This is a genomic window from Zobellia alginiliquefaciens (assembly GCF_029323795.1).
In the GTDB taxonomy this organism is placed as follows: Bacteria; Bacteroidota; Bacteroidia; order Flavobacteriales; family Flavobacteriaceae; genus Zobellia; species Zobellia alginiliquefaciens.
This window is the reverse complement of sequence record NZ_CP119758.1, coordinates 2713455-2736523: the sequence shown is the minus strand read 5'-3', so window position 1 is coordinate 2736523 and position 23069 is coordinate 2713455. Positions and strand designations below refer to the sequence as shown.

Below are 23069 nucleotides of genomic sequence, written 5' to 3'. Positions count from 1 at the left end.
TCATCTTAAGAAAAAAAGACATAGCCTTTCATGAGACCCGTTAGTTCTATGTTTCTTTTTACTGCGGAATACGGTCTTCCATTATTTCACATCTTATTCCGAATTCACGGGTCAAACGCATAATTTTTACGTGATCTATATGCTTTCCTTCTACGCGCAAAACGGTATGCCCTTTTGGAAAAGGTAAAGCAGTTTCATCCAAGTCAAAATCAATTTTCAATTCAGAAAACACGAGCCCAAGCATTTTTACTATCCCTTTAGCTTGAGCTCGTTTATCTATATTGGTAATGAATACTTCTACCATGAATTTATGGCGCTAGAATTGTTCTTTGGATAGCTCCATATTTACTACTGCTCCCACTGTAGCCCCAGCCGATATCGCATTTGTCAAAGACCGCATTCTTATGCTGTTGTCTCCACATGCAAATACACCTTCCACAGTAGTTTTTTGCATCATATCTACCTGAATATAACCTTGCTCCGTAAGTTCGCAACCTATAAACTCCGGTATATCCATATGTTGCTGAAATGGAAGCGGCCCATACGCCGCCTCAAAATGAACCGTGCTCCCATCATCAAAAACTACATTTTTCATATATCCATTTTCATGTTCAATCTCTGTAATTTCCTTTTCAATGATATGAATATTATGCTCTTTCAATTTCAACCGCTCTTCCGAAGTAAAGTCTGCTTTTCCATTGGTCAAAACACTTAGGTTATCCGTGAGATTACTTACCAAAGGAACAAGGTGAAATGCGACTTCCCCATTGGCAATGATTGCCGTTTTTTTATTTCTTATCTCATAACCATGGCAATAGGGACAGTGAACTACGGAAATACCCCAACATTCAGAAAACCCTTTTATGGACGGCATTATATCTTTAATTCCGGTGGCAATCACCAATTTCTTGGCTTTAAATTCTTTTCCTGATTCGGTAAGAACATAAAAACCACCCTCTTCTTTTCTGCCCTTGATTGCTTTGTCTTCAATAAAACTGACCGTGTCATATTTTAAGACTTGCGATTTTGCCTTTTGCGAAATTTCGGCTGGAGTTGAACCATCTTGTGTTATAAAATTATGCGAGTGCGGCGTTTGCCTGTTACACGGCAACCCACTATCTATAATTAAAACATTGCGCAAAGAACGTCCCAGGGCCATGGCCGCAGATAGACCGGCATAGCTACCCCCTATAATTATTGCATCGTAATCTTTTGTCATAGCATTATCTTTTTTTAAATGAGTTACTCCCATAGGAACTAATCCGGCAACGCTTCCTTTCTTTATTGCATCTCTTCTAGTCATTTTAAACACTATCGCAATGGTGTCGCATTAACTTGTTTTGCAAAGATATAGATATTTTGTATTATTGCAACTAAGTTGCAATAATTTTATTTTTTATAATGAAAAGAAGAAATACCGTTACCAAAGAAGCTGTGCTTTCCGTCTTAAATACGTCTGGCAAAGCCATGAGTCAGCAGGCAATTGAGAAGGAAATTGGAGTTGATATTAATAGGGCTACTATTTATAGGGTCCTAAACCGATATTGTGAAGATGGTATTGTACATAAAATTATTGCAGACAATGGTAGGCAGTATTTTGCTATTTGTATAAAGTGCGACGAAAAAAAGCAGCCTTTACATCATTTTCACTTTCGTTGTACACAATGTGAGACTATTGAATGTTTGCCCGTGCCGGTTACGTTTTCACTGCCCAAGAGCTATACTTTAGAAGGGGTGAACTGTGTTCTTACGGGGGTTTGTAAGGATTGTGCCAAATAGTTATTGAACCAACTTATAAGCCCTATTTTACGGCATTACCCTATTTCTATATCAAAATATTGTTTCAATTTGGCATCAAACTCATTTTCTTCAAAATCTACTTGCTCCTCGACTCCCATGCGAGTAATTTTCAATTGAGAATTATTTAGCGTAATTCTTCCTTCTTTTTTTGCAATTGAAATTAGCTTCTTCTTTGTAAAATGGGAGTTTTCACTTGTCTGATGAAACATACACCTTTCGGCAAATTCGGAAAGACTTCGCTCTTCATTTCTAAATATATATTGAGGAATTAGCTTATTGTTTTTCACCTCATTTATACGGAAATAATTAGCATCGTATTTGTCAAATTGAAATTGCCCGTATTTATCTAATATCCGCTGACCAATTTCAATCTCCAATGGTTCTAATGAAAATTTACCAAAACCCACATCAACTAAAAAATTATGATTATCTAATTGTACTAGTATTGCCAAATGGTCGTATTCTGGACTGTAATGTGCATCTTTTGTATGTACCCGTGCTGAAATCAGTTTTGCATTAAAACCTATTTGTTTTAAGAAATCACAAAAAAGCCCATTGAGTTCATAGCAAAATCCACCACGTTTTTCAACAACTATCTTTTGATACATATCCATTATTGAAAGCCTTATATTTCTTCCATAATGGATGTCTAAATTTTCAAATGGAATATTAAGCAGGTGTTGTTTTTGAAGTTTGAAAAGAACACTTTTTTTAATGGTAATTGTATCTTGAAAATCTATTCTATTTAAATAGGCCTGGGCGTTCATTTTACTAGCGTATCTATTATATAAAAATGTCCAATTTATTGAGTATTGAAATTGGTATTACTCCATTCTCCCCCGAGGTCAACGTATTCAGTTTTCCCTTAAGGTTGAAATGACCTTTCCCACATTTTTTTCTTCAAACCTACCTATACATTTTAGCACAAAACCAATTACCTTGGATTTAGGCGATTTTATACATTCCCCTAGCTTCAGAACTACTAAATCCATAGTATCAATAGCTTCTCCTTGATGGTCAACTCCCAAACTCCATAGTAAATTGGCATTACGCCATGATACCTCTCTGGCCCTGCCCATGCTAAAATTAATGATTTTCTCATCTGAATTTTCCCCTGCCAGATCTAATAAAAATAGCAAACGGGATACTCGGCTAAGCCTGTCCTGCATTTCATTTACAATATCTGACAGGATACGGTTCACCTTGTTAAAGTCATTTTCAATTTCCGACACTTCTTTTCCGTTCATAACCACACTTACCGCCAATGCCAAATCCAGATTAATATGCGTATTAATCCCAATCATAATATGCTGTAAAATAGTTAGCGGTTCTTTTTCAAGAAGAAAAGCAAATGACCAAGATTTACTTACCTCGGTATTCTTAATATAACCGTTATACGCATCTAAATAGAAGTTAGCGAATTCAACATCAAACTTCTCCATACGTTCATTATCCTCAAAACTTCCCAATTCCACTTCCTTGAGAATCTGAGCCGTAGTTCTTCTATACACGTAGGCAAACAACCCTATGCGACTATTGTTTGCAATAGCCGTATCAATGATACTGTCTAATTGATTTAGAACTTCTTGTATGGTGGTCGCTCGGCTAATGGTAGTAATTTTTTATTTAATTAAAACTTATTTGTTGGTTAGAATTTTCAAGTTAAGCAAATGAACAGAAGTACTTCATTAAAATTTTAAAATCATTTTAAATGTATTACGTCAATCATTGTAAATAGGTGTTTTTATAGCCGAAACATGCCTCTTAAATGATTTCAACAACATAGAATCAAAGTAGTATTTATAGCCTTCACGCTAATAAAAAAATGGTATGAACTAATGATTTAATACAACTAAAAATATCTTGCATACTGATAATCAGCTTCATATTAAAAACAAAAAGGTATATATGAGTAGCAATTCATATAGATTATAAAATATTTAAATAAAAAAATGAATTACCAAAATTGGTATTAGCAGGTTTTTTTAGGAACAGTGGTAATGACCATAACAATGTTGGTGGCACCACATATGGGCATGCCCGAAATGGCACCATGAAAATTATTAGCTGGCGCTATGAACTTACCCATAGCAGTAGGTTGGGTTTTACATTTTCCTATGGCAATTCTATTTGCTTTAGGGTATGGTTATGTATTTGCTCCTAAAACCAATATCTCTAATCTTTTCTTGAAAGGGATTGCCTTTGGTATCGTAGCACTTATTAAAGCACAGATTGGTATGAAGATAAGGGGAATGCTATTTGAAATGCCACCAATGGATGGTTCTATGCCAATGCGATTGCTGGCGATGTTAATTGGTCACATAGTATTTGGTGTGGTTACTGTAAAAATTATCGGAAAATAAGAACAATATGAAAAAGACAGATTTTAGTACGTTAAAAGCAATATTCATCAATTGTACCTTAAAAAAATCACCATCTAAAAGTCACACACGTAACTTAATCGATGTGTCGGCTAAGATTATGAAATCAGAAGGAGTTGATGTAGAGATTTTACGACTTGCAGATTTTGATATACCCGTTGGGGTACAGCCAGATATGACCAAAGAAGGATATGATAAAGATGATTGGCCGGCTATTTATGATAAGGTTATTGCAGCAGATATTCTGGTGATAGGTACACCTATTTGGTTGGGTGAACGTTCATCGGTAGCTACAAAGCTTATTGAACGACTATATGCTATGAGCGGGTACCAAAATGATAAGGGGCAATACGTGTATTATGGCAAAGCCGGAGGTTGTATCATTACCGGTAATGAAGATGGTGTTAAACATTGTTCTATGGGCTTATTATATGCACTTCAGCATATAGGTTATAGTATACCACCACAGGCAGATGCAGGTTGGATTGGAAAAGTTGGTCCCGGACCCAGTTATGGAGATACCGAATGGAATGGAGAAAAAATTGAGCCACCAGTAGGTTTCGATTCGGAATTTACGAATCGAAACACAACGTTCATGTCATATAATCTAATGCATTTAGCTAAAATGTTGAAGGATAACGGAGGATATCCGTCTTACGGAAACTCAAGAAAAGATTGGGATGATGGCACACGATGGAATTTTGAAAATCCTGAATATAGATAGAAAATGGATGCATATGTCATCCAATTTAAAATTATAAAGAAAACAATTATGAGTAAAAATGTATCAGAACAATTACTCGATATTTTACAAAGTGTCGGAGTAGACAAAATATATGGAGTAACGGGCGATGCCTTAAACTTTTTTGTTAAAGCAATAGAAGAACGAGACACTGTTGATTGGATCGGCATGAAACACGAGGGTAACGCATCTTTTGCTGCCTTTGGTCATAGTCAAACAAGCAACAATTTAGCGGCATGTGCAGGTACTGTTGGCCCTGGTGCTTTGCATTTGATTAATGGATTGTACAATGCTAAAAAAGAACGCACGCCAGTTATTGCTATAACAGGTCAAATTAATCAGAAACAACAGGGTACCAATTACTTTCAAGAAGTAGATTTAAAAAAGGTATTTGATGATGTTTGCGATTACCAGGCTATAATTGAAACACCAGAGCAAGCACCAACGGTAATACAACGCGCCATTAAAATTGCGATAGCCAATAATGCAGTGTGCAGAATAGAGTTGCCAGCAAATGTAGCGGAAATGAAAGCCGAGAATGAGCAATTCGTACATCCTATTAAGAAATATGTTTCCCGTTTAGTTCCTGAAGAATCTGTTGTTATGAAAGCTACCAAGCTTTTGAACAGTGCTAAAACGGTAGGTATATTGGCTGGTGATGGATGCAGAGAAAGCAGAGCTGCCGTACTTGAATTATCTAAAAAACTAAATGCACCTATTACCCATAGTTTACGTGCTAGCGATATTTTTGACCATGATACTGACAATGTTGTAGGCCTTACCGGTTTAATAGGAAATCCTTCAGGTTACAATGCCGTCATGAAGTGTGATTTATTACTGATGTTAGGTACTGATTTTCCATACATAGATTTTCTTCCACATCAAACAAAAACGATACAGGTAGATATTCGACAAGAAAATATAGGAAATAGAACTTCGGTTTCACTTGGTGTATGGAGCGATATATCGTCATTTTTAGAATTGTTGAATCCGAAAATTGATCAGAAAAGCGATACAGCGTTTTTAGATAAATTGAGAGGCAATTTTAAGGATTGGAGAGCGAATATGAAAAAGCAGGCCTCCCCTACTCGAAACTATGAACCTTTGCACCCGCAAATATTTGCAGACTTGGTTAACGAGCATGCGGCTAATGATGCCATTTTTACGGTAGAAACGGGTACTTCTGCCATATGGGCTGCACATCATATTTCTTTTCATAGTCAAAGAAGACTTATCGGTTCTTTTAACCATGGTTCTATGGCTGTGGGTTTACCTTCTGCCATAGGTGCTCAGTTTGCGAACAAAAATAAAGAAATATGGGCTTTTTGTGGCGATGGGGCATTTAATATGTCTATGCAAGATTTTATAACGGCCGTTAAACACGAATTACCAATTAAAGTTTTAATATTCAATAATTCAGAGCTAAGCTTTGTTAAATTAGAAATGGAAGAAGCAGGTTTGGCAGCAAGCTTAGATGCTTTACATGAAACCAATGTCAATTTTGCTGAATATGCTAAACTTTGTGGTGGTGATGGTGTAAGGGTCGAGCATGCAGAAGATATCGATGCAGCCATTATAAAAGCTAAAGCAAGTAAAAAACCATTTATTATTGATGCTGTAGTTAATAGTGGAGCATTGTCCTTACCGCCACATATCGGCATAAAAGAAGCTATAGGTTTTGGCACCTCTAAAGTAAAAGAAGTAGGTCAAATAATTAGCGGAGATAAGGGACAATGGGAAAACTTAAAAAAAGAGCTGTATTCTTATTTTGATTGATATTTAGCAAGGTTTGGTATTATGAATATACCAGCTTTTCAAAGTGATTCTTTTTATCTCAAACTTAAGATATGAGGAATCACTTTTTATTTACAATAATTTCTTTGCCATGCATTACAGCGCTTGCAGCTAACCCTAAATCCAGATTAATATGCGTATTAATCCCAATCCTAATATGCTGTAAAATAGTTAACGGTTCTTTTTCAAGAAGAAAAGCAAATGACCAAGATTTACTTACCTCGGTATTCTTAATATAACCGTTATACGCATCTAAATAGAAGTTAGCGAATTCAACATCAAACTTCTCCATACGTTCATTATCCTCAAAACTTCCCAATTCCACTTCCATGAGAATCTGAGCCGTAGTTCTTCTATACACGTAGGCAAACAACCCTATGCGACTATTGTTTGCAATAGCTGTATCAATGATACTGTCTAATTGATTTAGAACTTATTGTATTGCGGTCGCTCGGCCAATGGTATTCTATTTAAACGATTTCTTAAACGTAATAAAATTCACACTTAAAGATACTTATAAAACCAATATTCAAGTTTTTTTAAGGCACTAACCTTTTTACAATCAAACAAGTACTCCTACATTTTCCTTTTTAAGCGTGTTTCAACAGCCGCAGACGGAACCGAAAAACCAAAAACTTGAAAGCCGTATCAATAGATTCTTGGTATATTCGGCCACATGGAACAAACACATGACGAAAGAGCAAAAAAAGAAGGCTTTGTTACCGTAAAAGGCGCAAGACAACATAATCTTAAAGATGTAAGCCTAGAAATTCCTCGTGATGCATTGGTGGTATTTACCGGTATTTCGGGTTCCGGCAAATCATCTCTAGCCTTTGGTACGCTATATGCCGAGGCCCAACGCAGATATCTTGAATCCGTCTCACCCTACGCTCGTCGCCTTTTTCATCAAATGCCAATTCCTGAAGTTGATGCGATCGAAGGTTTACCTCCTGCTGTAGCCTTGCAGCAGCAACGTGGCTCGGGAACTACCCGTTCCTCGGTAGGTTCCGTGACTACCTTATCCAATTTGTTGCGTATGCTGTATTCCCGCGCAGGTGATTATCCGCCAGGTCAGTCCATTTTATATGCCGATTCATTTTCGACCAATACCCCGGAAGGTATCTGCCCGGAATGCCAAGGACTCGGAAGGGTCTACCAAGTTACGGAAAAGAGTATGGTGCTTGATGACACCTTAACCATCAGGGAAGGTGCTATAGACTCATGGCCCAAAGCTTGGCAGGGCAAAAATCTTAGGGATATTTTAGTGACACTTGGCTATGATGTAGATACCCCTTGGAAAGACCTTCCGCAAAAGGACCGGGATTGGATTTTATTTACCGACGAGCAACCAAAGGTTCCGGTATATCGAAACCTAAATCAAAAGGAAGTTCAATTTGCCATTAAAAATAATCACGAACCCAGTTATATGGGCACCTACTCGGGTGCAAAAAAGTTGGTATTGCACACCTTTGCCAATACGCAAAGTTCCTTAATGAAAAAGCGAGTTTCTAAATATATGATCAGCAACAAGTGTCCCACCTGCCATGGTAAACGCTTACGCCCAGAGTCTCTGTCCGTGACTTTTGCGGGTTATGACATTGCTGATATTTCTAGACTACCTTTAAAAAAACTATTCTCCATTTTCACTCCTTATGGAAATGGCTCCGCCCCAGGCCTTACGAAACTAGCCAAAAGTCGCAAAGAGAAGGCGCTAGTGGCACAACGTATTGCCGAAGACCTAGTTGCCAGAATAGACGTTTTATTGGAACTGGGGCTGGGTTATTTATCACTAGAACGAAGTACACCTACCCTATCCGCGGGCGAACACCAACGTTTACGTCTGGCTACGCAGGTGCGCAGTAATTTATTCGGGGTAGTGTATGTTCTAGACGAACCTTCTGCGGGATTGCACCCTGCGGATACCGAAGCTTTGTTAAAAACTTTGGACCGACTGAAAGCTAGCGGGAACTCCCTTTTTATTGTGGAGCACGAACTAGATGTGGTTCGCCATGCAGATTGGCTAGTAGATGTAGGTCCCAATGCCGGTGAAGGTGGTGGCGAGGTTCTATATAGCGGTCCTCCTGCTGGATTGCAAGATGTTTCAAAATCGAAAACAAGGGAACATCTTTTTAATGACCTTCCTTTTGAAAAATTAAAGCCAAGAAAACCAACTGGATGGCTAGTTTTAAGTGGAATTACCAAAAATAACCTAAACAATCTTGAAGCCTCGTTTCCTTTAGGCGTAATGACGAGTGTTACGGGAATTTCTGGATCTGGAAAAAGTAGTCTGGTGAGTCAGGTTTTGGTAGAATTGATGTCCGCTCAACTAGGAAACAGCATTACTTCCGAAAAAGAGGAAGAAGAGGAAGACCTTTTATCACCGGAAGGTACAGGAATACAAGACGGAGAAATTACTTCTGGCTCGGAACATATAAAACGTATGGTTGTTGTCAACCAAAAACCAATTGGTAGAACACCACGTTCCAACTTGGCCACGTACACCGGTTTGTTTGATGTAGTCCGAAAATTATTTTCTACTACAGATTTGGCTAAATCACGTAACTATAAGGCTGGGCGTTTTTCATTTAATGTTGGAAAAGGACGATGTCCCAATTGTGAAGGCGAAGGTGCCGTTATGGTAGAGCTCTTATTTCTGCCCAGCGTTTATGCGCCCTGCCCTGTTTGTGAAGGCATGCGGTACAACCCTGAAACTTTAGAAGTTACCTATCACGAAAAAAACATTGCTCAGGTTCTTGGTTTGACCGTGAACGAAGCCCTAGATTTTTTCAGCGAGGAAGAACGTGTCATGCGTCCCCTAAAGGTATTGCAAGAAGTAGGTTTGGGTTATTTACGTTTAGGGCAACCTGCAACGGAACTTTCTGGTGGTGAAGCACAGCGTATAAAATTGGCAAAAGAACTGCAACGCTTAAACCGAGGCAAAACCCTCTACATTTTGGACGAGCCAACAACAGGTCTACACCCAACGGATGTGGAAAAATTACAACTGCAGTTAGCAAGATTGGTCGATTCCGGCAATACCGTAATTGTGGTAGAACATGATATGCAAGTTATTGCGGCAAGCGATTGGGTAATAGATATGGGCCCGGGTGCAGGAGAAGAAGGAGGAAATGTGGTAATAGCTGATGTACCGGAAAAAGTGGCTAAAAATAAACAGAGCAAAACGGCACTTTATCTATCTAGAACATTAGACGGTCAATCTTAATTTACAGGACTTCTTGATTCTTTGAATTTTTAAAAGGCTTTTTAAGCAACAATCTTGTACCCTTTGATTGTTGAACTTTTCTTGCATTTAAGTGCAATCTAACTAGGGTAACTTTTGACCCTCTTTTTTTTATAGTTCTCCCAAAGATAATCTAGAATATTGATTACTTTTGCCTCTTCTTATGGAAAACGTAAAACGTTTTATTGCCATATTTTATGTTGCCTTGATGCTTTTGTTCAAGGTTGCTGGCTTGCACGCGCTAACCCATCATGCAGAAGAGCAAGACGTTCAGCACTGTGAGGTTTGCGATATTACCACAGCAGTTAATTTCATTCCCGCTTTAGAAACCGTACCTCCGGTTTTACCACAAAAGGAAAGTTTCTTTTCTGAACAAAAAATTACGAATACCACGTATAATATTGCCTTTAACAATAGGCATTTGGCCAGTAACCTTTTTGCAAGGCCTCCCCCACGGTTCTCATAACTCATATTTTTTTTTACCATCCTGTTCATAGGATGCGTACGTCCTATAAGCACTTTATCTAATTTTTGCAGTCCTTATTTCTCATTGAAAAGAGGTGCAAATACTTTGATATAGTCCTAGAAAAATATGGGCACATCTTTTATTAGGGTGACTCTTCAACAACAATGCGTCTTCTGTTTACTGTAATAAACACAGCAAGATATACGTATGCGCAAAAAATACAATCAATTTAAATTCATAGAACACTCATGCTTAGAGCAATAAATATAACCAAGTCTTACAATGGAAACGCTGCATTAAAAGACGTTTCCTTTGAAGTCTCTAAAGGAGAGATATTTTGTCTGTTAGGTCAGAACGGTGCAGGAAAAACTACTACCATCAACATTTTCTTAGGTTTTATTAATAAAGATGGCGGTCAGGCTTTTATAGCCGATAAAGAGGTTGGAAAAGATGATACCAATACTTTGACCGCTTATATACCAGAAACAGTACAGCTTTATGGTAACCTTAGCGGTGTAGAAAATTTAGATTTCTTTAGTCGCTTGGCAGGCTTCAACTATTCCACGACCGAGCTGGAATCTTTTTTAAGTAAAACAGGATTGCAAAAAGATGCACAACACAAAAGACTTTCCTCCTATTCAAAAGGAATGCGTCAAAAAGTAGGAATTGCCGTAGCCCTTGCCAAGAACGCAGAAGTAATATTTATGGATGAGCCAACTTCAGGTCTTGATCCTAAAGCAACAGCTGAATTCACTAAAATATGTAAAGAACTTGCCGCTATGGGCAAGGTTATTTTTATGGCAACACATGATATTTTTAATGCTGTTGAATTAGGAACCACTATAGGCATTATGAAAGAAGGTGTACTGGCTCAACAACTTAAAGCAAGTGAAATAAATGCCAATGAACTTAATCAACTTTACTTAGAAACTATTTAAAACAGATGAAAAACTATATAAAAGTCATACTGATGCTATTAGTATGCAATACAACATTTGCCCAAATTTCAGTAAAAGGTAAAATTACAGATAACAACGGTGCCCCAATTTTTGGAGCAACCCTCTCCTATTCCGATAAAAATTCAGGAACAAAAGGAGGTACAATTACAGAGGAAAACGGAAATTTCAATTTTGCCCTTGCTTCTGCGGGAAACTATCAGATTACCGTAAGTTACATCGGTATGAAATCGCTCAGTTTTCAAAAATCATTCGACCAATCGAAAGAGTATGATTTGGGCACCATCAGCCTTCAAGAGAGTGTAGAGCAATTACAATCGGTAGAAGTTATTGGTAGAGCAAGAACAGATTACAATAGTGATTATTCGTTCTCGGCGACTAAAGTGGCAATTGCCAATAAAGAATTGCCGCAAGCGATAACGTCGGTAACAAAGGAGTTAATTGCAGACCGACTTGCTTTTCAAGTGCCAGATGCCGTAAAAACGGTAAGTAACGTATCCGTTACTGGATTATATAATCATTATAATATTCGTGGTATTACACAAGGTGATGACGGACAAGTGTTAAACGGCATGCGTACACGACAATACTATTTTCTGCAACCTATTACCTCGCACTTAGAACGGGTTGAAGTTATAAAAGGTCCGTCTTCGGTAACGTTCTCAAGTGCTGATCCAGGTGGTACGGTAAACATGGTAACCAAAAAACCCTTAAAGGAAAAACGTAGTGAAGTTTCGTTGACTACCGGTAGTTTTTCAACTATTAGGGCTACAGCAGATTTTACCGGTCCGTTGAACGAATCTAAAACGCTTTTATATCGTTTTAATGCAGCTATTCAAGAGGCAGATTCATTTAGAGATGTAGTAAATAACAATGCCATTTTGTTTTCGCCTTCCTTAAGTTATATACCTAATGAAACCACATCTTTAAACGTAGAGTTAATCTACAGTGATGCTGTGGGTAATTTAGATAGAGGTCAGCCAATTTTTGGTGCTTTTAATGGCGAGTATGATTTAGATAGTACTCCAATTACAATGAACGTAGGTGCATCTAGCGATCACTATAAGAACAAAGAGTTTATTTTCATGGCAAACTTCAGTAAAAAGTTAACCGATAACTTAGGTTTTAATGCCCAGTTCATGAAACAAACTTGGGATGAGGACATGGCCGAGCACAGAGTTGGTGGTTCCATAGTCGATATTGAAGGTAACGTGATACCTACCCTGGCAAGACTGCGATATGATGAACGTCAACAAAACTGGGAAACAGATAACTTTAGCACTTACTTTACGTACGACATTAAAACGGAGAAGATAACTAACAAAATATTGGTTGGTTACGATGCTACCCGTTGGGAGAGAAAAATTGGTGCCGGATTTTTACGCGCTAGAAGATATTTAACGGTAGATGGTGGTCAGGCTAATTTTGACCCAGAGAATGCTGATAATTTTGAACAAATTGTTGTTGACGGTATTACCATACCAAAACCGGCTGCAGCTTATTTTAATTTGGAAAATCCTTTTAATGGTGCCAGAGATGTTAGTGATTATAATCTTTCGGAATTATCAATACCGGCTAATTTGAATACTTCAGGGGGTATCTATATTCAAAACCAGTTTAAGGTCGGTAAATTTTCAGCATTAATTAATCTGCGATATGAAACGTTTACAGATATTTTCGATTACAAGGGAAATGAACAAGAGTTTAAAAACAATGCTTTAGTGCCTAGATTTGGTTTAACCTATGAAATTTCGAATAGTATTAGTGCGTATGGCACTTACTTGGAAGGATTTCAACCACATTCAAACACCGTTTCATTATCACCATCTGCAGAAGGTTTCGTTTGGGCCGCTTCACCTGCCAGATTTGACCCATTGGAAAGCAGCTTGACGGAATTTGGAGCGAAAGGAGAATTTTTGAACGGAAAAATATTTGCCAATCTGGCAATATTCAATATCACCCAAAAGAACATCTTATTGGGTGACACGTATGACTTAGAAAACTTGACCACCAGAGGAGAACAAAGAAGTAGAGGTTTTGAGATGGATATTTCCGGTTATATATCCTCTAACTTTCAGCTTACCGCATCTTACGGTTTTGCAGATGCTGAAATTGTAGAAGATGCCATAGAAGAGTACATCGGTGAACCTATCGGTGGAGCGCCAAAGCACAATGGTAATATTTGGGGGCGATATGATTTCACGACTGAAACCTTAAAAGGAGTCGGCTTCGGTTTAGGTGCTCAATTTATGGATGAACGATATACATGGTACAACCCTACGTACGACACAGATAGGCTATTATTACCTTCCTATACCGTATTTGATGCAGCGGTATATTACAAGCCTAATAATACAGGTATGCAATTAACCCTTAAGCTAAATAATTTATTCGATGAGACGTATTGGCTAGGTGGTCTAAACCCATCAAGATTAGGACCTGGCGCACCAAGAAATGTATTGTTGAACGCAACGTATAAGTTTTAAGAATGAGGAAAAATGTAATTCAATTATTGGCTCGCCAATTATGGCAAGATGCCTTTAGATCCAAGGTCATGTTGATCGCTTCTGCCTTAATGCTATGCCTACTTCTTTTTTCTGCATATAGTGGATGGGAGAATTATCATGACCAGAATTTTACACGGGATGAAATTCAAGATGAAGTAGAAGAAAGCTGGGAAAATAATCCTGATAAACATCCGCACCGTATGGCACACTATGGCTCTTTTGCCCTAAGGTTAAAACACGTATTAAGTGTATTTGATATGGGAATGGAGAACTTTGTGGGTAATGCCGTTTTCTTGGAAGCTCACAAACAAAATACCGTCAACTTTTCAGAAGCCAGTATGTCTACCGGTTTGTTGCGTTTTGGCGAAGTGAGTCTGGCAATGTTATTAAAAGTAATTGTACCACTTTTAATTTTCTATTTAGGATTTGGTACCATTGCCAGAGAGCGTGAAAATGGCACTTTAAAGCTATTGATCGGGCAAGGTATAACACGAAAAGAAATAGTATTCGGAAAATGGCTGGGCTTATGGAGTCTGTCCTTGGTTTTTCTAGGTGCTATATTTCTGGTCCTTCTATTATTCGTTTTGGTTGAGTCGCACGATAGCATGCATACCGATAGTCTATTAAGATATGTTGTACTGTTAGTAGCTTATCTATTGTTCTTTGGCATTTTGAGTGCCATTACTATTCTGGTTTCGGCTTTTAGTGCTACAGCCAAAGGAGCATTGGTAAAACTATTGGGCATCTGGTTGCTTTTTGTGATCATTGTTCCAAAATCATTACAAGCAATGGGGTTCTACCTTTACCCTACTCCTTCTAAAATAGAAATGGAAACTGCAGTGGAACACGATTTGGCTGAGATTGGAGATAGTCATGACCCTAATGATCCGCATTTCAAAGCCATGAAAGATTCCGTACTACGTGTACATAACGTAGAAAATGTTGAAGACCTTCCTTTTAATTATGGTGGTTTTGTGATGTCTCAAGGTGAAGCAATGAGCACTAAAATATATTTAAAACATCAGGAGGATTTGTATGAAGTGTATGGAAAGCAGAACAATCTAGAACGGTACTCCGCATTTATAAATCCGTATACGGCAATCAAGAACTTATCAATGGCTTTCTCAGGCACCGATTTTCAATCTTTTCTTCATTTTAAGGATGAGGCAGAAACCTATCGCTTCAAATTAGCTCAAGATATGAATCAATTGCAGATGGATTTAATTCCGAATAAAGGAAAAGAAGGTCCAAATACTATATCTAGTGATTATTGGAAAGAATTTCCTCCGTTTGAGTATCATTTTTTAAGCATTTCAGATGTCTTTAAAAATGAGCTTATATCCTTATTGGCATTAGTACTTTGGGGAGGACTAGCCATATTGGGTCTGTTAAGATTATCCACTAACCTAAAAGCCATATAGATGTATAGTTTATTATTTAAATCATTTTTTAGGACGAAAATTTTCTTGGTCAGTTTGGTGCTGTTATTGACCGTTGGGGTAATAAGTATTTTAATAGGAAAGCAATATTTGGTAAAGCAGGAAAAGACAATTGCTGCAGCACAGGTATTTCAAGAAGAAAGCATTAAAAAGAACGTGGATTACCATAGTGAAGACTTAGGCTTGCTTTTATATTACCTGCGTTTTACGCTCATAAAGAAACCTCAAAATATAAACGCAATTTCCATTGGTCAGAGCGATGTTAATCCGTTATTGCAAGCGGTAACCATTAGAGGGTTGGAAGCACAAAAATATGACACCGATTTTGAGAACCCGTCATTATTAATGTCCGGCAATCTCGATCTAGGTTTTGTTATCATTTATTTGTTTCCGCTGGTATTGATAGCCATGACCTTCAATTTGTATTCAGAAGAAAAAGAACTGGGTACGTGGCGAATATTGGCTGCTCAAACCTCTGGAAAAGCAAAGTTTTTATTCAAAAAATTATTGGTGAGAATACTCTTTGTATTCGCTGTTTTAATTTTCTTGATGTTTTTGGCAAGTGCGATGCTGCAAATTCCGATGAACGCTAATTTTTGGGCAATTTTTATTCAGAGCGTTTTGTATGTCATGTTCTGGAGTGCCTTATGTTTTTGGATGGTAACCCTATTAAAGAATTCAAGTTTTAATGCTTTGGCTTTAATTTCCATTTGGGTGGTACTGACCATTTTGATTCCGGCGTTGGTCAACAACTATGTTATAAATGCCTACCAAGTGCCCGAAGCTTTAGATGCCATGGTAGAGCAAAGGGATGGTTACCATGAAAAGTGGGATTTGGAAAAGGATGCAACCATGACGGAGTTTATCAAAGCTTACCCGCAATACAAAAACTACCCTGTTCCGGAAGATGAATTCAGTTGGATCTGGTATTATGGTATGCAATTCATGGGCGATTTTGCGGCAAAGGAGACAAGTGCCGAAATGACCGAAAAAATTATGTTACGAAATACGGCAAGCGAAAAAATAGCACTTTTTGTGCCCACAATGCATTCTCAACTAAGTTTTAATAGTCTTGCGGGAACCGATATGCTTAGTCATTTGGACTTCTTGAAATCATTGACCGAATTCCATAAAAATTTGCGCGAAGGTTTTTACACCAAAATATTTGACCATAAATCTGCTAATGCAGTAGATTGGAAAAAGCATGAAGCTAAATTTTATGAGCAGGATTATAGCTTTAGTTGGTTAAAACTGCTACTGCCCACTTTATTAATAACATTTATTATTGGAATTTTAGCAGGATTAAATCTTCGGAAATTGTAATGGAAACAAGGGCTAAAAAAAATTTTAGCTCTTGTTTTTTTTGAAGGTTGATTGATTGATGAATAATTTTAGCAAAATCAAAGAAGAATAACTACGTTACCTTTTTTACGTCCCATATCTATATATTCATGGGCTTTACCTGTTTCTTCTAAAGCATAATACCTATCTATTACTGGTTTTAATTGGTTGGATACCCAAAGTTCTTTAAGTTCATTGAGGAGCAACCGAAGTGCCGGAATAGACTTGGCTCCCGTAGCCGAAAATTTTGCTTTTTTATAGCTGAACATAGACGTCCACACTACCCGAACTAGCAAAGAGAAACTCAATACGGGGGAAAGATAAATGCCTTTGAAGCTAAGTGCCTTTTTACAATACGAGTACTTTGATTTACCCACAGTATCAAAAACAACATCATACATCTTTCCTGTTTTGGTGAAATCTGTTTTATTATAATCTATAACTTTATCCGCTCCTATAGCTCCAACCAATTCTACATTTTGGGCACTACAAACACCCGTAACCTCGGCTCCAAGATATTTTGCTAATTGCACGGCCGCAGTACCAAGACTTCCTGAAGCACCATTTATTAAAACGGACTGGCCCGGTTTTACTTCTGCCATCCCTTTTAAGAAATTCCAAGAGGTTAAATAGCCGTCACAAATAGTAGTCGCTTCTTTGTGAGATAATTGTTCGGGTTTGAGAGTGAGTACGCCGTCTTCCTGAATGCAAACATATTCCGCATTTGTCCCCGCTCCAAAAATTGACTCTCCAAAAACGGCATCTCCCACTTCAAATTCTGTAACGTCTTTACCAATGGCTTCCACAACACCAGAAAAACCGGTGCCGGATATAGGGTGTTTTGGTTTTGTTAGACCAATAAAAAGCCTTCCTAACCACGGGCTTCCTTTTCGCATCATGGTATCGGCCCTAGTTGCACTAGCCGCTTTTACCTGTACCAAAACTTCTTTGTCTTTAGGAATGGGGTTTTGAACGTACTGCAATTGAAGTACTTCCGGCGAACCGTACTTCGTTATTATAATTGCCCTCATTGTTTCTTTGGTTATTCTTTTCATACGCCAAAAGTAGGTGCTGGCTACAAGCCTGTCGTTCGGGTTTAAAAATCGGAACTAATTTGAAGAGCATCAGCTTATTGATTTTCTATTGGAACCAATATTCTAGTGCCAATGCTATTACTATGAGTATAAGTTTTACCATTTTAATAGTTTAATCAGGGTTATAAATTTTTGTAGTTTCTGTAATTTTTACTAATTGAGAATTAAATCAACCGTTTTAAACAGGTAAGGAGCCTCTACATGGGCTGTTTTTCAACTCAAGGCAGCCGTTATTCTATCCATTTCCGCAGACAGAGGATGAAATCAAAATTTAGTAAATGTGTTGTGTGTTATTGTTCCAGAATAGCACTTTCAATCAGCTCATTCTGCGCTTTGTTTTGAACGTGTTTTGAATTTTCGAACATTAGAACACTTTTTAAAGAAGGGAATATTTTTCTTGCTCTTTTAATCATCTTTACACCAGGAAAAATTGTGTCGTTCTGAGCTGCAAACAGGGTTATTGGTGTTTTAATAGATTTAGCTGCAACCTCACTTATTACAGGTACAGGCGTAAAGTCCATTTTAAAATGCACGAATACTTTTGACAAATATTTGATTGCAAACTCATCACGTTCCGTAAAAAGTTCCGCTAAAAATTTTTCCACATATTTCTCTTTTTCCGTTTTCATAAACCGCTTCATTGGAATAAAGATTTTAAATAATGTTTTCAATGGGTTGCCATTTACAATGTAAGCGGGTGCAGCCAGATACACCTCCTTGATCTTACTTTCATTAAATTCAAGGGTTTTCAATATGATCAATCCTCCTAAAGAAAACCCGGCTAGAGTAACATTATTAATCTTTAGAGCTGTTATTATTTCGTTCATCCATCGCCCATAAGAATCATCTTTCATACTCATTCTTGTTTCTGCACTGCGGTTTGGTTGCGCTAAAACATCAACCGCATACACTTTAAAATTCTTCCTTAAAGCAGGATATGTGTCAAGCGCAATGGGTGCACAACCGTTAGAGCCATGAATCAATATAATGGGTGGATTTGTAGAAACCCCAGTTGTTATAACATTGGTCCGTCCAAAACTGGTATCAATATCCAAGCATTCAAATTCAATATTTAGTTCGTTCAATTTTTGGTCATACAGACTTAAAACCTCCTTCTTCCCTACCTCTGTTTTAAAAAGCCGCTTCATTGTTTTGATCTCTTATTGATTTCTATTTGCCTTTTTTATTTCTCAATATTTTTACAATACGGTTGATTGTAATTTCAGATAGATTCCACTCATACCCTTGAAAATCTGTTGTATTAATAAATTGAACCACCACGGTATCTATGTCCTCATGATATTCTGCAAGACTCTGATAACCGGGAACCAAACCACCGTGTTCATAGACGTATATGGAAGAATAAATTTCTTGCTCCCCTTCATCAAACACAGAGCCATCATTTAATGCTCTTAAGAAGACTCCCACATCCTCTGCTGTAGCTAACATTCCGTTTTCATTGGTCTTAAAATCCTCATCCTCACCTACATAATAACCACTCATTACATCATCTATATTCACTTCACTAAGCGAAAAGAAGGTGTTGCTTAGTTGAAGGGGCATCAATATTTCCTCCTTTATATATTGTTCATGACTGTAACCCACTACTTCTTCAATAATCTGACGAAGCAATAAATAATTGGTGTTTGAATATTCATAACCTTCGTCTGGTTTAAAGCTAGCCGGTAAATCAATAGCAAATTCAATGGCTCTCTTCCCGTTTTCCTGCTCGTCTTTCCAATATGCGGGATTATCAGTGAAGTTGGGAATACCACTCCGATGTTGCACCATTAATTTTAAAGTGATTTTTTCTGCGTTTTCAATTCTTCCTTCGAGTTCTGGAAAATAGTCAAGAAGTGATTCATCTAAAGACAGACGTTTATCATGAACCAGTTTAGTGATAGCCACTGCTACGTAGAGCTTACTGATACTCGCAATTTTAAACAAGGATTTGGGGTCGGCAGGTATCTTATCTTCCCTGTTTTTCCACCCACCTGCATAATAAGCCGGTGGCCTATTTGCTTCGTCTACATAAACAATCATGCCGTCAAAACCATGACTAATGGCTTCATCTACTTGTTCCTGAACAGTATCCGGCAGTGGCAATATCCACGCCTTTACCAAAACCCATGGTACAAAATACAAAGAGCCGATACTTGCCAGAATAAATACTATTCGGAGTATTCGCATTATTTTGCTTTTTGTCATTCTGACATACTTTAAATTTGACTTCAAACTTAAGTTCTAAAACAGGGGGAATCGTTCGGATTTGAAAATCGGAACTAATTTGCAGTTATCGTTTTCCAATAAGCTCTAGGCGTAACACCCATGGCCTTTTTGAAATAGGTGTTAAAAACCGTCTTGGAATTAAAACCGCTATCATATGCCAATGCCAAAATTGTCAAATGCCGCTGAGACGCATCTGCCGCTTTTGACTTAAAAGTTTCCAAACGATATGAATTCACGAATTCCGAAAAGTTCTTTTGAAAACCTTCATTAAGCAGTTGTGATAAATGATTGGGAGGAATTTCTAACATTTCTGCCATACTGCGCAGCGTTAAATTAGAATCTAGATAGGGCTTTTTTTCATTAATCAGACGCATCAATTGCTTCCTATACTGCTCTAATACCTTTTTATTGAATAGCGGCTTTTGATATTTACTTTCGACAATTAGTGTTGTGCTTTTATTACCAAATACTTGTCCCATCAACTCTTGATATCTTGGCTCTGAATGCAAATTTTTAACCAGTGGCTCTGTCTTTAGAAGTAGCATCATTAGCAAACGATATTCAATCCCTTTTTCCATCCATCCAATTGCCTCATCCGTTCTTCCAATAAAAGCCGTAATCAATATCAGAAAATAAAGTGCACTCCCCATAGCTTCGGATTCTAAAGCAGATTGTAATTTGTTCAATCCGTCATTTAAGGCATTGGTATTTCCTAAAGCGGCATGAGCTAAAGTTATACCACCAAGTTGGGTAAGGTCTCTAGTTCTATTGATGTTAAGATTTTTAAAATACATTAATCCTTTATCTGCATCACCTTGTAATATTAACGAGACACCAATATACAAGGGTGGAAACGGAAGTTCCGGACTTAGTTTGAGCGCTTCTTTGAAAAATGGTTCTGCAGCATTAAAATCCTCTTTTAAATAAAATAGAAAGCCTTTGTAATGGTGATTCATTGCCGCGAACGGGTCTAGCTCCAATGCCTTGTTCGCAAAATTAAATGCGGCATCAAACTTACCTTCAACCGTTAGAAAATTGGCCATGGTAAGGTACATTTCATCTGTAGGTCTACTTTCTATGGCATTTGCCAAGTGGGTGTAAGCCTCCTTCAAATCCCATTTTTGCCAACCGCTGATCCATGCTAGATTTAATTGGACTTCAGGTAAGTTATTATCTAATTGTATGGCTTTCTCCAAAAAAGGCTGAGCTTTTCTGAAGGCTTCATCAGCAGGAATTAACCCCATAGTTCCCAAGAAAGTATATCCTTGATTAATGCCTAAGTGAGCAAGGGCAAAATTAGGCTGTTCCGCTATTACTTCTTTAAAAATAGAAATGGCGGCTTCTGTACCCTTTACATCTAACTTCATTAAATGATACTTTCCCTTTAGGTATTTTTTATATAAAGCCGCAGATATATCCAAAGCATTGACCAATTGGTTATCAATATCAAAATGACCAATATGCTCCCGTAATTTTTCCGCAATAAGCAAACTTACCTCATCTTGAACCGAAAAAATATCGTCTATTGAACGGTCAAAAGTTTCGGACCAAAAATGAAAATCATCAACCACATCTATTAACTGTGCGGTAATACGCATTTTAGTACCGGACAAGCGAATACTACCCTCTAAAATTGTGGATACATTTAGTGCTTCCCCAATCTTTTTGACCGGGATATTTTTTCCTTTAAAATAAAACGAAGATGTTCTAGAGGTTACTTTAAGACCTTTAATTTTGGTTAAGGCATTAATGATTTCTTCCGTCATGCCATCTGAAAAATATTCGTTCTCTATATTGGAACTCATATTAACGAAAGGCAATACGGCAACGGTTTTGTTTTGTTTTTTTGAAACATCACTTAGTTCCGTAAGTTCTGGAACCACGAGCCCTTCATTGGCTACGGCAAAAACCTCCACTGGCCTTTCAATATTTTTTAGCTCAAAATAGCCAAGCGATTTTGTGACTAGCTGCGGTTGATTTTTAAGTTCATCGTTCAACTTTCCCGATATGAGAACTGAACCCGCAACGCCTAAAGACTCAATACGCGAAGATAGGTTTACCCCGTCCCCATAAACTTCCGTTCCATCAAAAACAATATCGCCCAAATGTAGTCCGATACGTATGGGTACCGTTTTTTCTTTTTGCAGTGTCTGTTGAATGGCTATTGCACATTCCACAGCTTCTACTGCACTTGAAAATGTGCTTAAAGTACCATCTCCGTAATACTGTAAAACTTTGCCGGAGTGCGCTGTATGGTTTTTTGTAAAAGTTGAGCGATGCCTTTCTCTCATGACCATTGCTGCGCTTTCATCTTTTTGCATCAATGCCGTGTACCCAACAATGTCGGTAAACATAATAGCGGCTATACGGCGGTTTTTAGAATTTGACATAAGTGATGCCTTAAAAATACAACAAATCCTTAACTAGAAAGCGTGGTATATTGCTGATAGTGGTTGTATTCCTTGCGCAATTCCGAAATGAATGTGACGTACTAATGTTTATTTCTGAAAAATTTAACTGCCAACTGTAAAAAGACCCCTATTAAAATCACAAAATATAGCGTAGTGCCCATGCTTTTGACAAGGGTAAAACTACTGGTGACCATTACAGTACTGCGCGATATTTCCGTGTGATTCTTCAGCATAAACCATATTCCAAAATTCTCTGCATAATCGGCTATTCCAACAACTAATGGCAGGAGGCATCCATATATGAAAAGAGGTTTCAATTTATTGAGCTTGTTCAGAAAATAAGCTAACACTAAGCAGTAACCTACTCCAAATAAAAGAGGGTACACCATATCCAAAGGTAATTGCTGGTATAAATACGCATGCCTTCCTTCCGGTCCTAAGTTCTGAAAAAGTAGGTGAACATACTCAAAATCATACCCCATAGGTTGCATATCCAACAACCTCATCCCCTTAGAAAAAACCATAACCTTTGGAATGGTCAGCATCAACATGGCAACATAAACTGTATTCGTGAGCAAAAATAAAAACAACACTTTTTTACCTTGAATATTTTGAAGTATGATATTATAAACCACTTTCATTTCCTTTATTTTTTACAAAGAAATGAC

Annotated in this window: 19 protein-coding genes and 1 pseudogene; 10 read left to right on the top strand and 10 right to left on the bottom strand. The window is 37.7% G+C overall.

The annotated features are described in order from the left end of the window. Positions 1-58: 58 nt before the first annotated feature. Entirely contained in the window at positions 59-304 is a 246-nt protein-coding gene (locus P0077_RS11530) for a hypothetical protein (protein WP_276165399.1), read from the bottom strand. Between the two features lie 12 nt (positions 305-316). Then, a complete protein-coding gene (locus tag P0077_RS11525; RefSeq protein ID WP_276169197.1) occupies positions 317-1252 on the bottom strand; it encodes an NAD(P)/FAD-dependent oxidoreductase in 936 nt (311 codons plus the stop codon). Between the two features lie 149 nt (positions 1253-1401). Here P0077_RS11525 and P0077_RS11520 point away from each other — a divergent pair, with 149 nt between their 5' ends. Next, positions 1402-1779 (top strand): Fur family transcriptional regulator, encoded by a 378-nt coding sequence (locus P0077_RS11520; protein WP_276165398.1) that lies wholly within the window; start codon positions 1402-1404, stop codon positions 1777-1779. 35 nt (positions 1780-1814) lie between these two features. Here the strand turns inward: P0077_RS11520 and P0077_RS11515 are convergent, their stop codons facing one another. Then, on the bottom strand, positions 1815-2567 hold the full coding sequence (locus P0077_RS11515; protein WP_276165397.1) for an arylamine N-acetyltransferase family protein: 753 nt from the start codon (positions 2565-2567) through the stop codon (positions 1815-1817). 87 nt (positions 2568-2654) lie between these two features. Further along, positions 2655-3392 (bottom strand): DUF5995 family protein, encoded by a 738-nt coding sequence (locus P0077_RS11510; protein WP_276169196.1) that lies wholly within the window; start codon positions 3390-3392, stop codon positions 2655-2657. A 525-nt stretch (positions 3393-3917) separates the two neighbouring features. Between P0077_RS11510 and P0077_RS11505 the strand changes: the two genes are divergently transcribed. The 3 genes from P0077_RS11505 to P0077_RS11495 are packed head-to-tail and all read left to right on the top strand — an operon-like array spanning position 3918 to position 6699. Further along, on the top strand, positions 3918-4163 hold the full coding sequence (locus tag P0077_RS11505; protein WP_276165396.1) for a hypothetical protein: 246 nt from the start codon (positions 3918-3920) through the stop codon (positions 4161-4163). Positions 4164-4170: 7 nt separating this feature from the next. Next, positions 4171-4905 (top strand): flavodoxin family protein, encoded by a 735-nt coding sequence (locus P0077_RS11500; RefSeq protein WP_276165395.1) that lies wholly within the window; start codon positions 4171-4173, stop codon positions 4903-4905. Between the two features lie 48 nt (positions 4906-4953). Beyond that, positions 4954-6699 carry a thiamine pyrophosphate-dependent enzyme gene (locus tag P0077_RS11495; protein ID WP_276165394.1) on the top strand — a complete coding sequence of 582 codons (1746 nt, stop codon included), beginning with the start codon at positions 4954-4956 and terminating at the stop codon, positions 6697-6699. Between the two features lie 79 nt (positions 6700-6778). Here P0077_RS11495 and P0077_RS11490 read toward each other — a convergent pair. Then, a pseudogene (locus P0077_RS11490) lies at positions 6779-7138 on the bottom strand (DUF5995 family protein); the annotation flags it as partial. 255 nt (positions 7139-7393) lie between these two features. Between P0077_RS11490 and P0077_RS11485 the strand changes: the two are divergent. The 6 genes from P0077_RS11485 to P0077_RS11460 all read left to right on the top strand — a co-directional run bounded on the left by P0077_RS11485 (position 7394) and on the right by P0077_RS11460 (position 16649). Further along, entirely contained in the window at positions 7394-9940 is a 2547-nt protein-coding gene (locus P0077_RS11485) for an excinuclease ABC subunit UvrA (protein ID WP_276165393.1), read from the top strand. Positions 9941-10121: 181 nt separating this feature from the next. Continuing rightward, positions 10122-10424, top strand: a complete 303-nt coding sequence (locus tag P0077_RS11480; protein WP_276165392.1) for a DUF2607 family protein — start codon at positions 10122-10124, stop codon at positions 10422-10424. 248 nt (positions 10425-10672) lie between these two features. Beyond that, the gene (locus tag P0077_RS11475; protein WP_276165391.1) at positions 10673-11362 is read left to right on the top strand and encodes an ABC transporter ATP-binding protein; all 690 of its coding nucleotides are present in this window, start codon (positions 10673-10675) and stop codon (positions 11360-11362) included. Positions 11363-11367: 5 nt separating this feature from the next. Next, positions 11368-13866, top strand: a complete 2499-nt coding sequence (locus P0077_RS11470; RefSeq protein WP_276165390.1) for a TonB-dependent receptor — start codon at positions 11368-11370, stop codon at positions 13864-13866. Between the two features lie 2 nt (positions 13867-13868). Beyond that, on the top strand, positions 13869-15308 hold the full coding sequence (locus tag P0077_RS11465; RefSeq protein ID WP_276165389.1) for an ABC transporter permease: 1440 nt from the start codon (positions 13869-13871) through the stop codon (positions 15306-15308). Further along, a complete protein-coding gene (locus P0077_RS11460; RefSeq protein WP_276165388.1) occupies positions 15309-16649 on the top strand; it encodes a DUF3526 domain-containing protein in 1341 nt (446 codons plus the stop codon). A gap of 77 nt (positions 16650-16726) precedes the next feature. On the opposite strand, the gene P0077_RS11455 is transcribed toward P0077_RS11460, so the two are convergent. The 5 genes from P0077_RS11455 to P0077_RS11435 all read right to left on the bottom strand — a co-directional run bounded on the left by P0077_RS11455 (position 16727) and on the right by P0077_RS11435 (position 23042). After that, a complete protein-coding gene (locus P0077_RS11455; protein WP_276165387.1) occupies positions 16727-17722 on the bottom strand; it encodes an NAD(P)-dependent alcohol dehydrogenase in 996 nt (331 codons plus the stop codon). 329 nt (positions 17723-18051) lie between these two features. Then, positions 18052-18909, bottom strand: coding sequence for an alpha/beta hydrolase (locus tag P0077_RS11450; protein ID WP_276165386.1), 858 nt, complete (start codon positions 18907-18909; stop codon positions 18052-18054). A gap of 22 nt (positions 18910-18931) precedes the next feature. Continuing rightward, complete coding sequence (locus P0077_RS11445) at positions 18932-19951, bottom strand: serine hydrolase domain-containing protein (RefSeq protein WP_276165385.1); 1020 nt, start codon at positions 19949-19951, stop codon at positions 18932-18934. A 92-nt stretch (positions 19952-20043) separates the two neighbouring features. Further along, positions 20044-22380 (bottom strand): helix-turn-helix domain-containing protein, encoded by a 2337-nt coding sequence (locus P0077_RS11440; protein ID WP_276165384.1) that lies wholly within the window; start codon positions 22378-22380, stop codon positions 20044-20046. Positions 22381-22481: 101 nt separating this feature from the next. Continuing rightward, complete coding sequence (locus P0077_RS11435) at positions 22482-23042, bottom strand: hypothetical protein (protein ID WP_276165383.1); 561 nt, start codon at positions 23040-23042, stop codon at positions 22482-22484. Positions 23043-23069: the final 27 nt, after the last annotated feature.

Coding starts and splice junctions, on each gene's coding strand:
- P0077_RS11530 (WP_276165399.1), bottom strand. CDS start 304: ATGGTAGAAGTATTCATTACCAATATAGATAAACGAGCTCAAGCTAAA.
- P0077_RS11525 (WP_276169197.1), bottom strand. CDS start 1,252: ATGGGAGTAACTCATTTAAAAAAAGATAATGCTATGACAAAAGATTAC.
- P0077_RS11520 (WP_276165398.1), top strand. CDS start 1,402: ATGAAAAGAAGAAATACCGTTACCAAAGAAGCTGTGCTTTCCGTCTTA.
- P0077_RS11515 (WP_276165397.1), bottom strand. CDS start 2,567: ATGAACGCCCAGGCCTATTTAAATAGAATAGATTTTCAAGATACAATT.
- P0077_RS11505 (WP_276165396.1), top strand. CDS start 3,918: ATGGCAATTCTATTTGCTTTAGGGTATGGTTATGTATTTGCTCCTAAA.
- P0077_RS11500 (WP_276165395.1), top strand. CDS start 4,171: ATGAAAAAGACAGATTTTAGTACGTTAAAAGCAATATTCATCAATTGT.
- P0077_RS11495 (WP_276165394.1), top strand. CDS start 4,954: ATGAGTAAAAATGTATCAGAACAATTACTCGATATTTTACAAAGTGTC.
- P0077_RS11485 (WP_276165393.1), top strand. CDS start 7,394: ATGGAACAAACACATGACGAAAGAGCAAAAAAAGAAGGCTTTGTTACC.
- P0077_RS11480 (WP_276165392.1), top strand. CDS start 10,122: ATGGAAAACGTAAAACGTTTTATTGCCATATTTTATGTTGCCTTGATG.
- P0077_RS11475 (WP_276165391.1), top strand. CDS start 10,673: ATGCTTAGAGCAATAAATATAACCAAGTCTTACAATGGAAACGCTGCA.
- P0077_RS11470 (WP_276165390.1), top strand. CDS start 11,368: ATGAAAAACTATATAAAAGTCATACTGATGCTATTAGTATGCAATACA.
- P0077_RS11465 (WP_276165389.1), top strand. CDS start 13,869: ATGAGGAAAAATGTAATTCAATTATTGGCTCGCCAATTATGGCAAGAT.
- P0077_RS11460 (WP_276165388.1), top strand. CDS start 15,309: ATGTATAGTTTATTATTTAAATCATTTTTTAGGACGAAAATTTTCTTG.
- P0077_RS11455 (WP_276165387.1), bottom strand. CDS start 17,722: ATGAAAAGAATAACCAAAGAAACAATGAGGGCAATTATAATAACGAAG.
- P0077_RS11450 (WP_276165386.1), bottom strand. CDS start 18,909: ATGAAGCGGCTTTTTAAAACAGAGGTAGGGAAGAAGGAGGTTTTAAGT.
- P0077_RS11445 (WP_276165385.1), bottom strand. CDS start 19,951: ATGCGAATACTCCGAATAGTATTTATTCTGGCAAGTATCGGCTCTTTG.
- P0077_RS11440 (WP_276165384.1), bottom strand. CDS start 22,380: ATGTCAAATTCTAAAAACCGCCGTATAGCCGCTATTATGTTTACCGAC.
- P0077_RS11435 (WP_276165383.1), bottom strand. CDS start 23,042: ATGAAAGTGGTTTATAATATCATACTTCAAAATATTCAAGGTAAAAAA.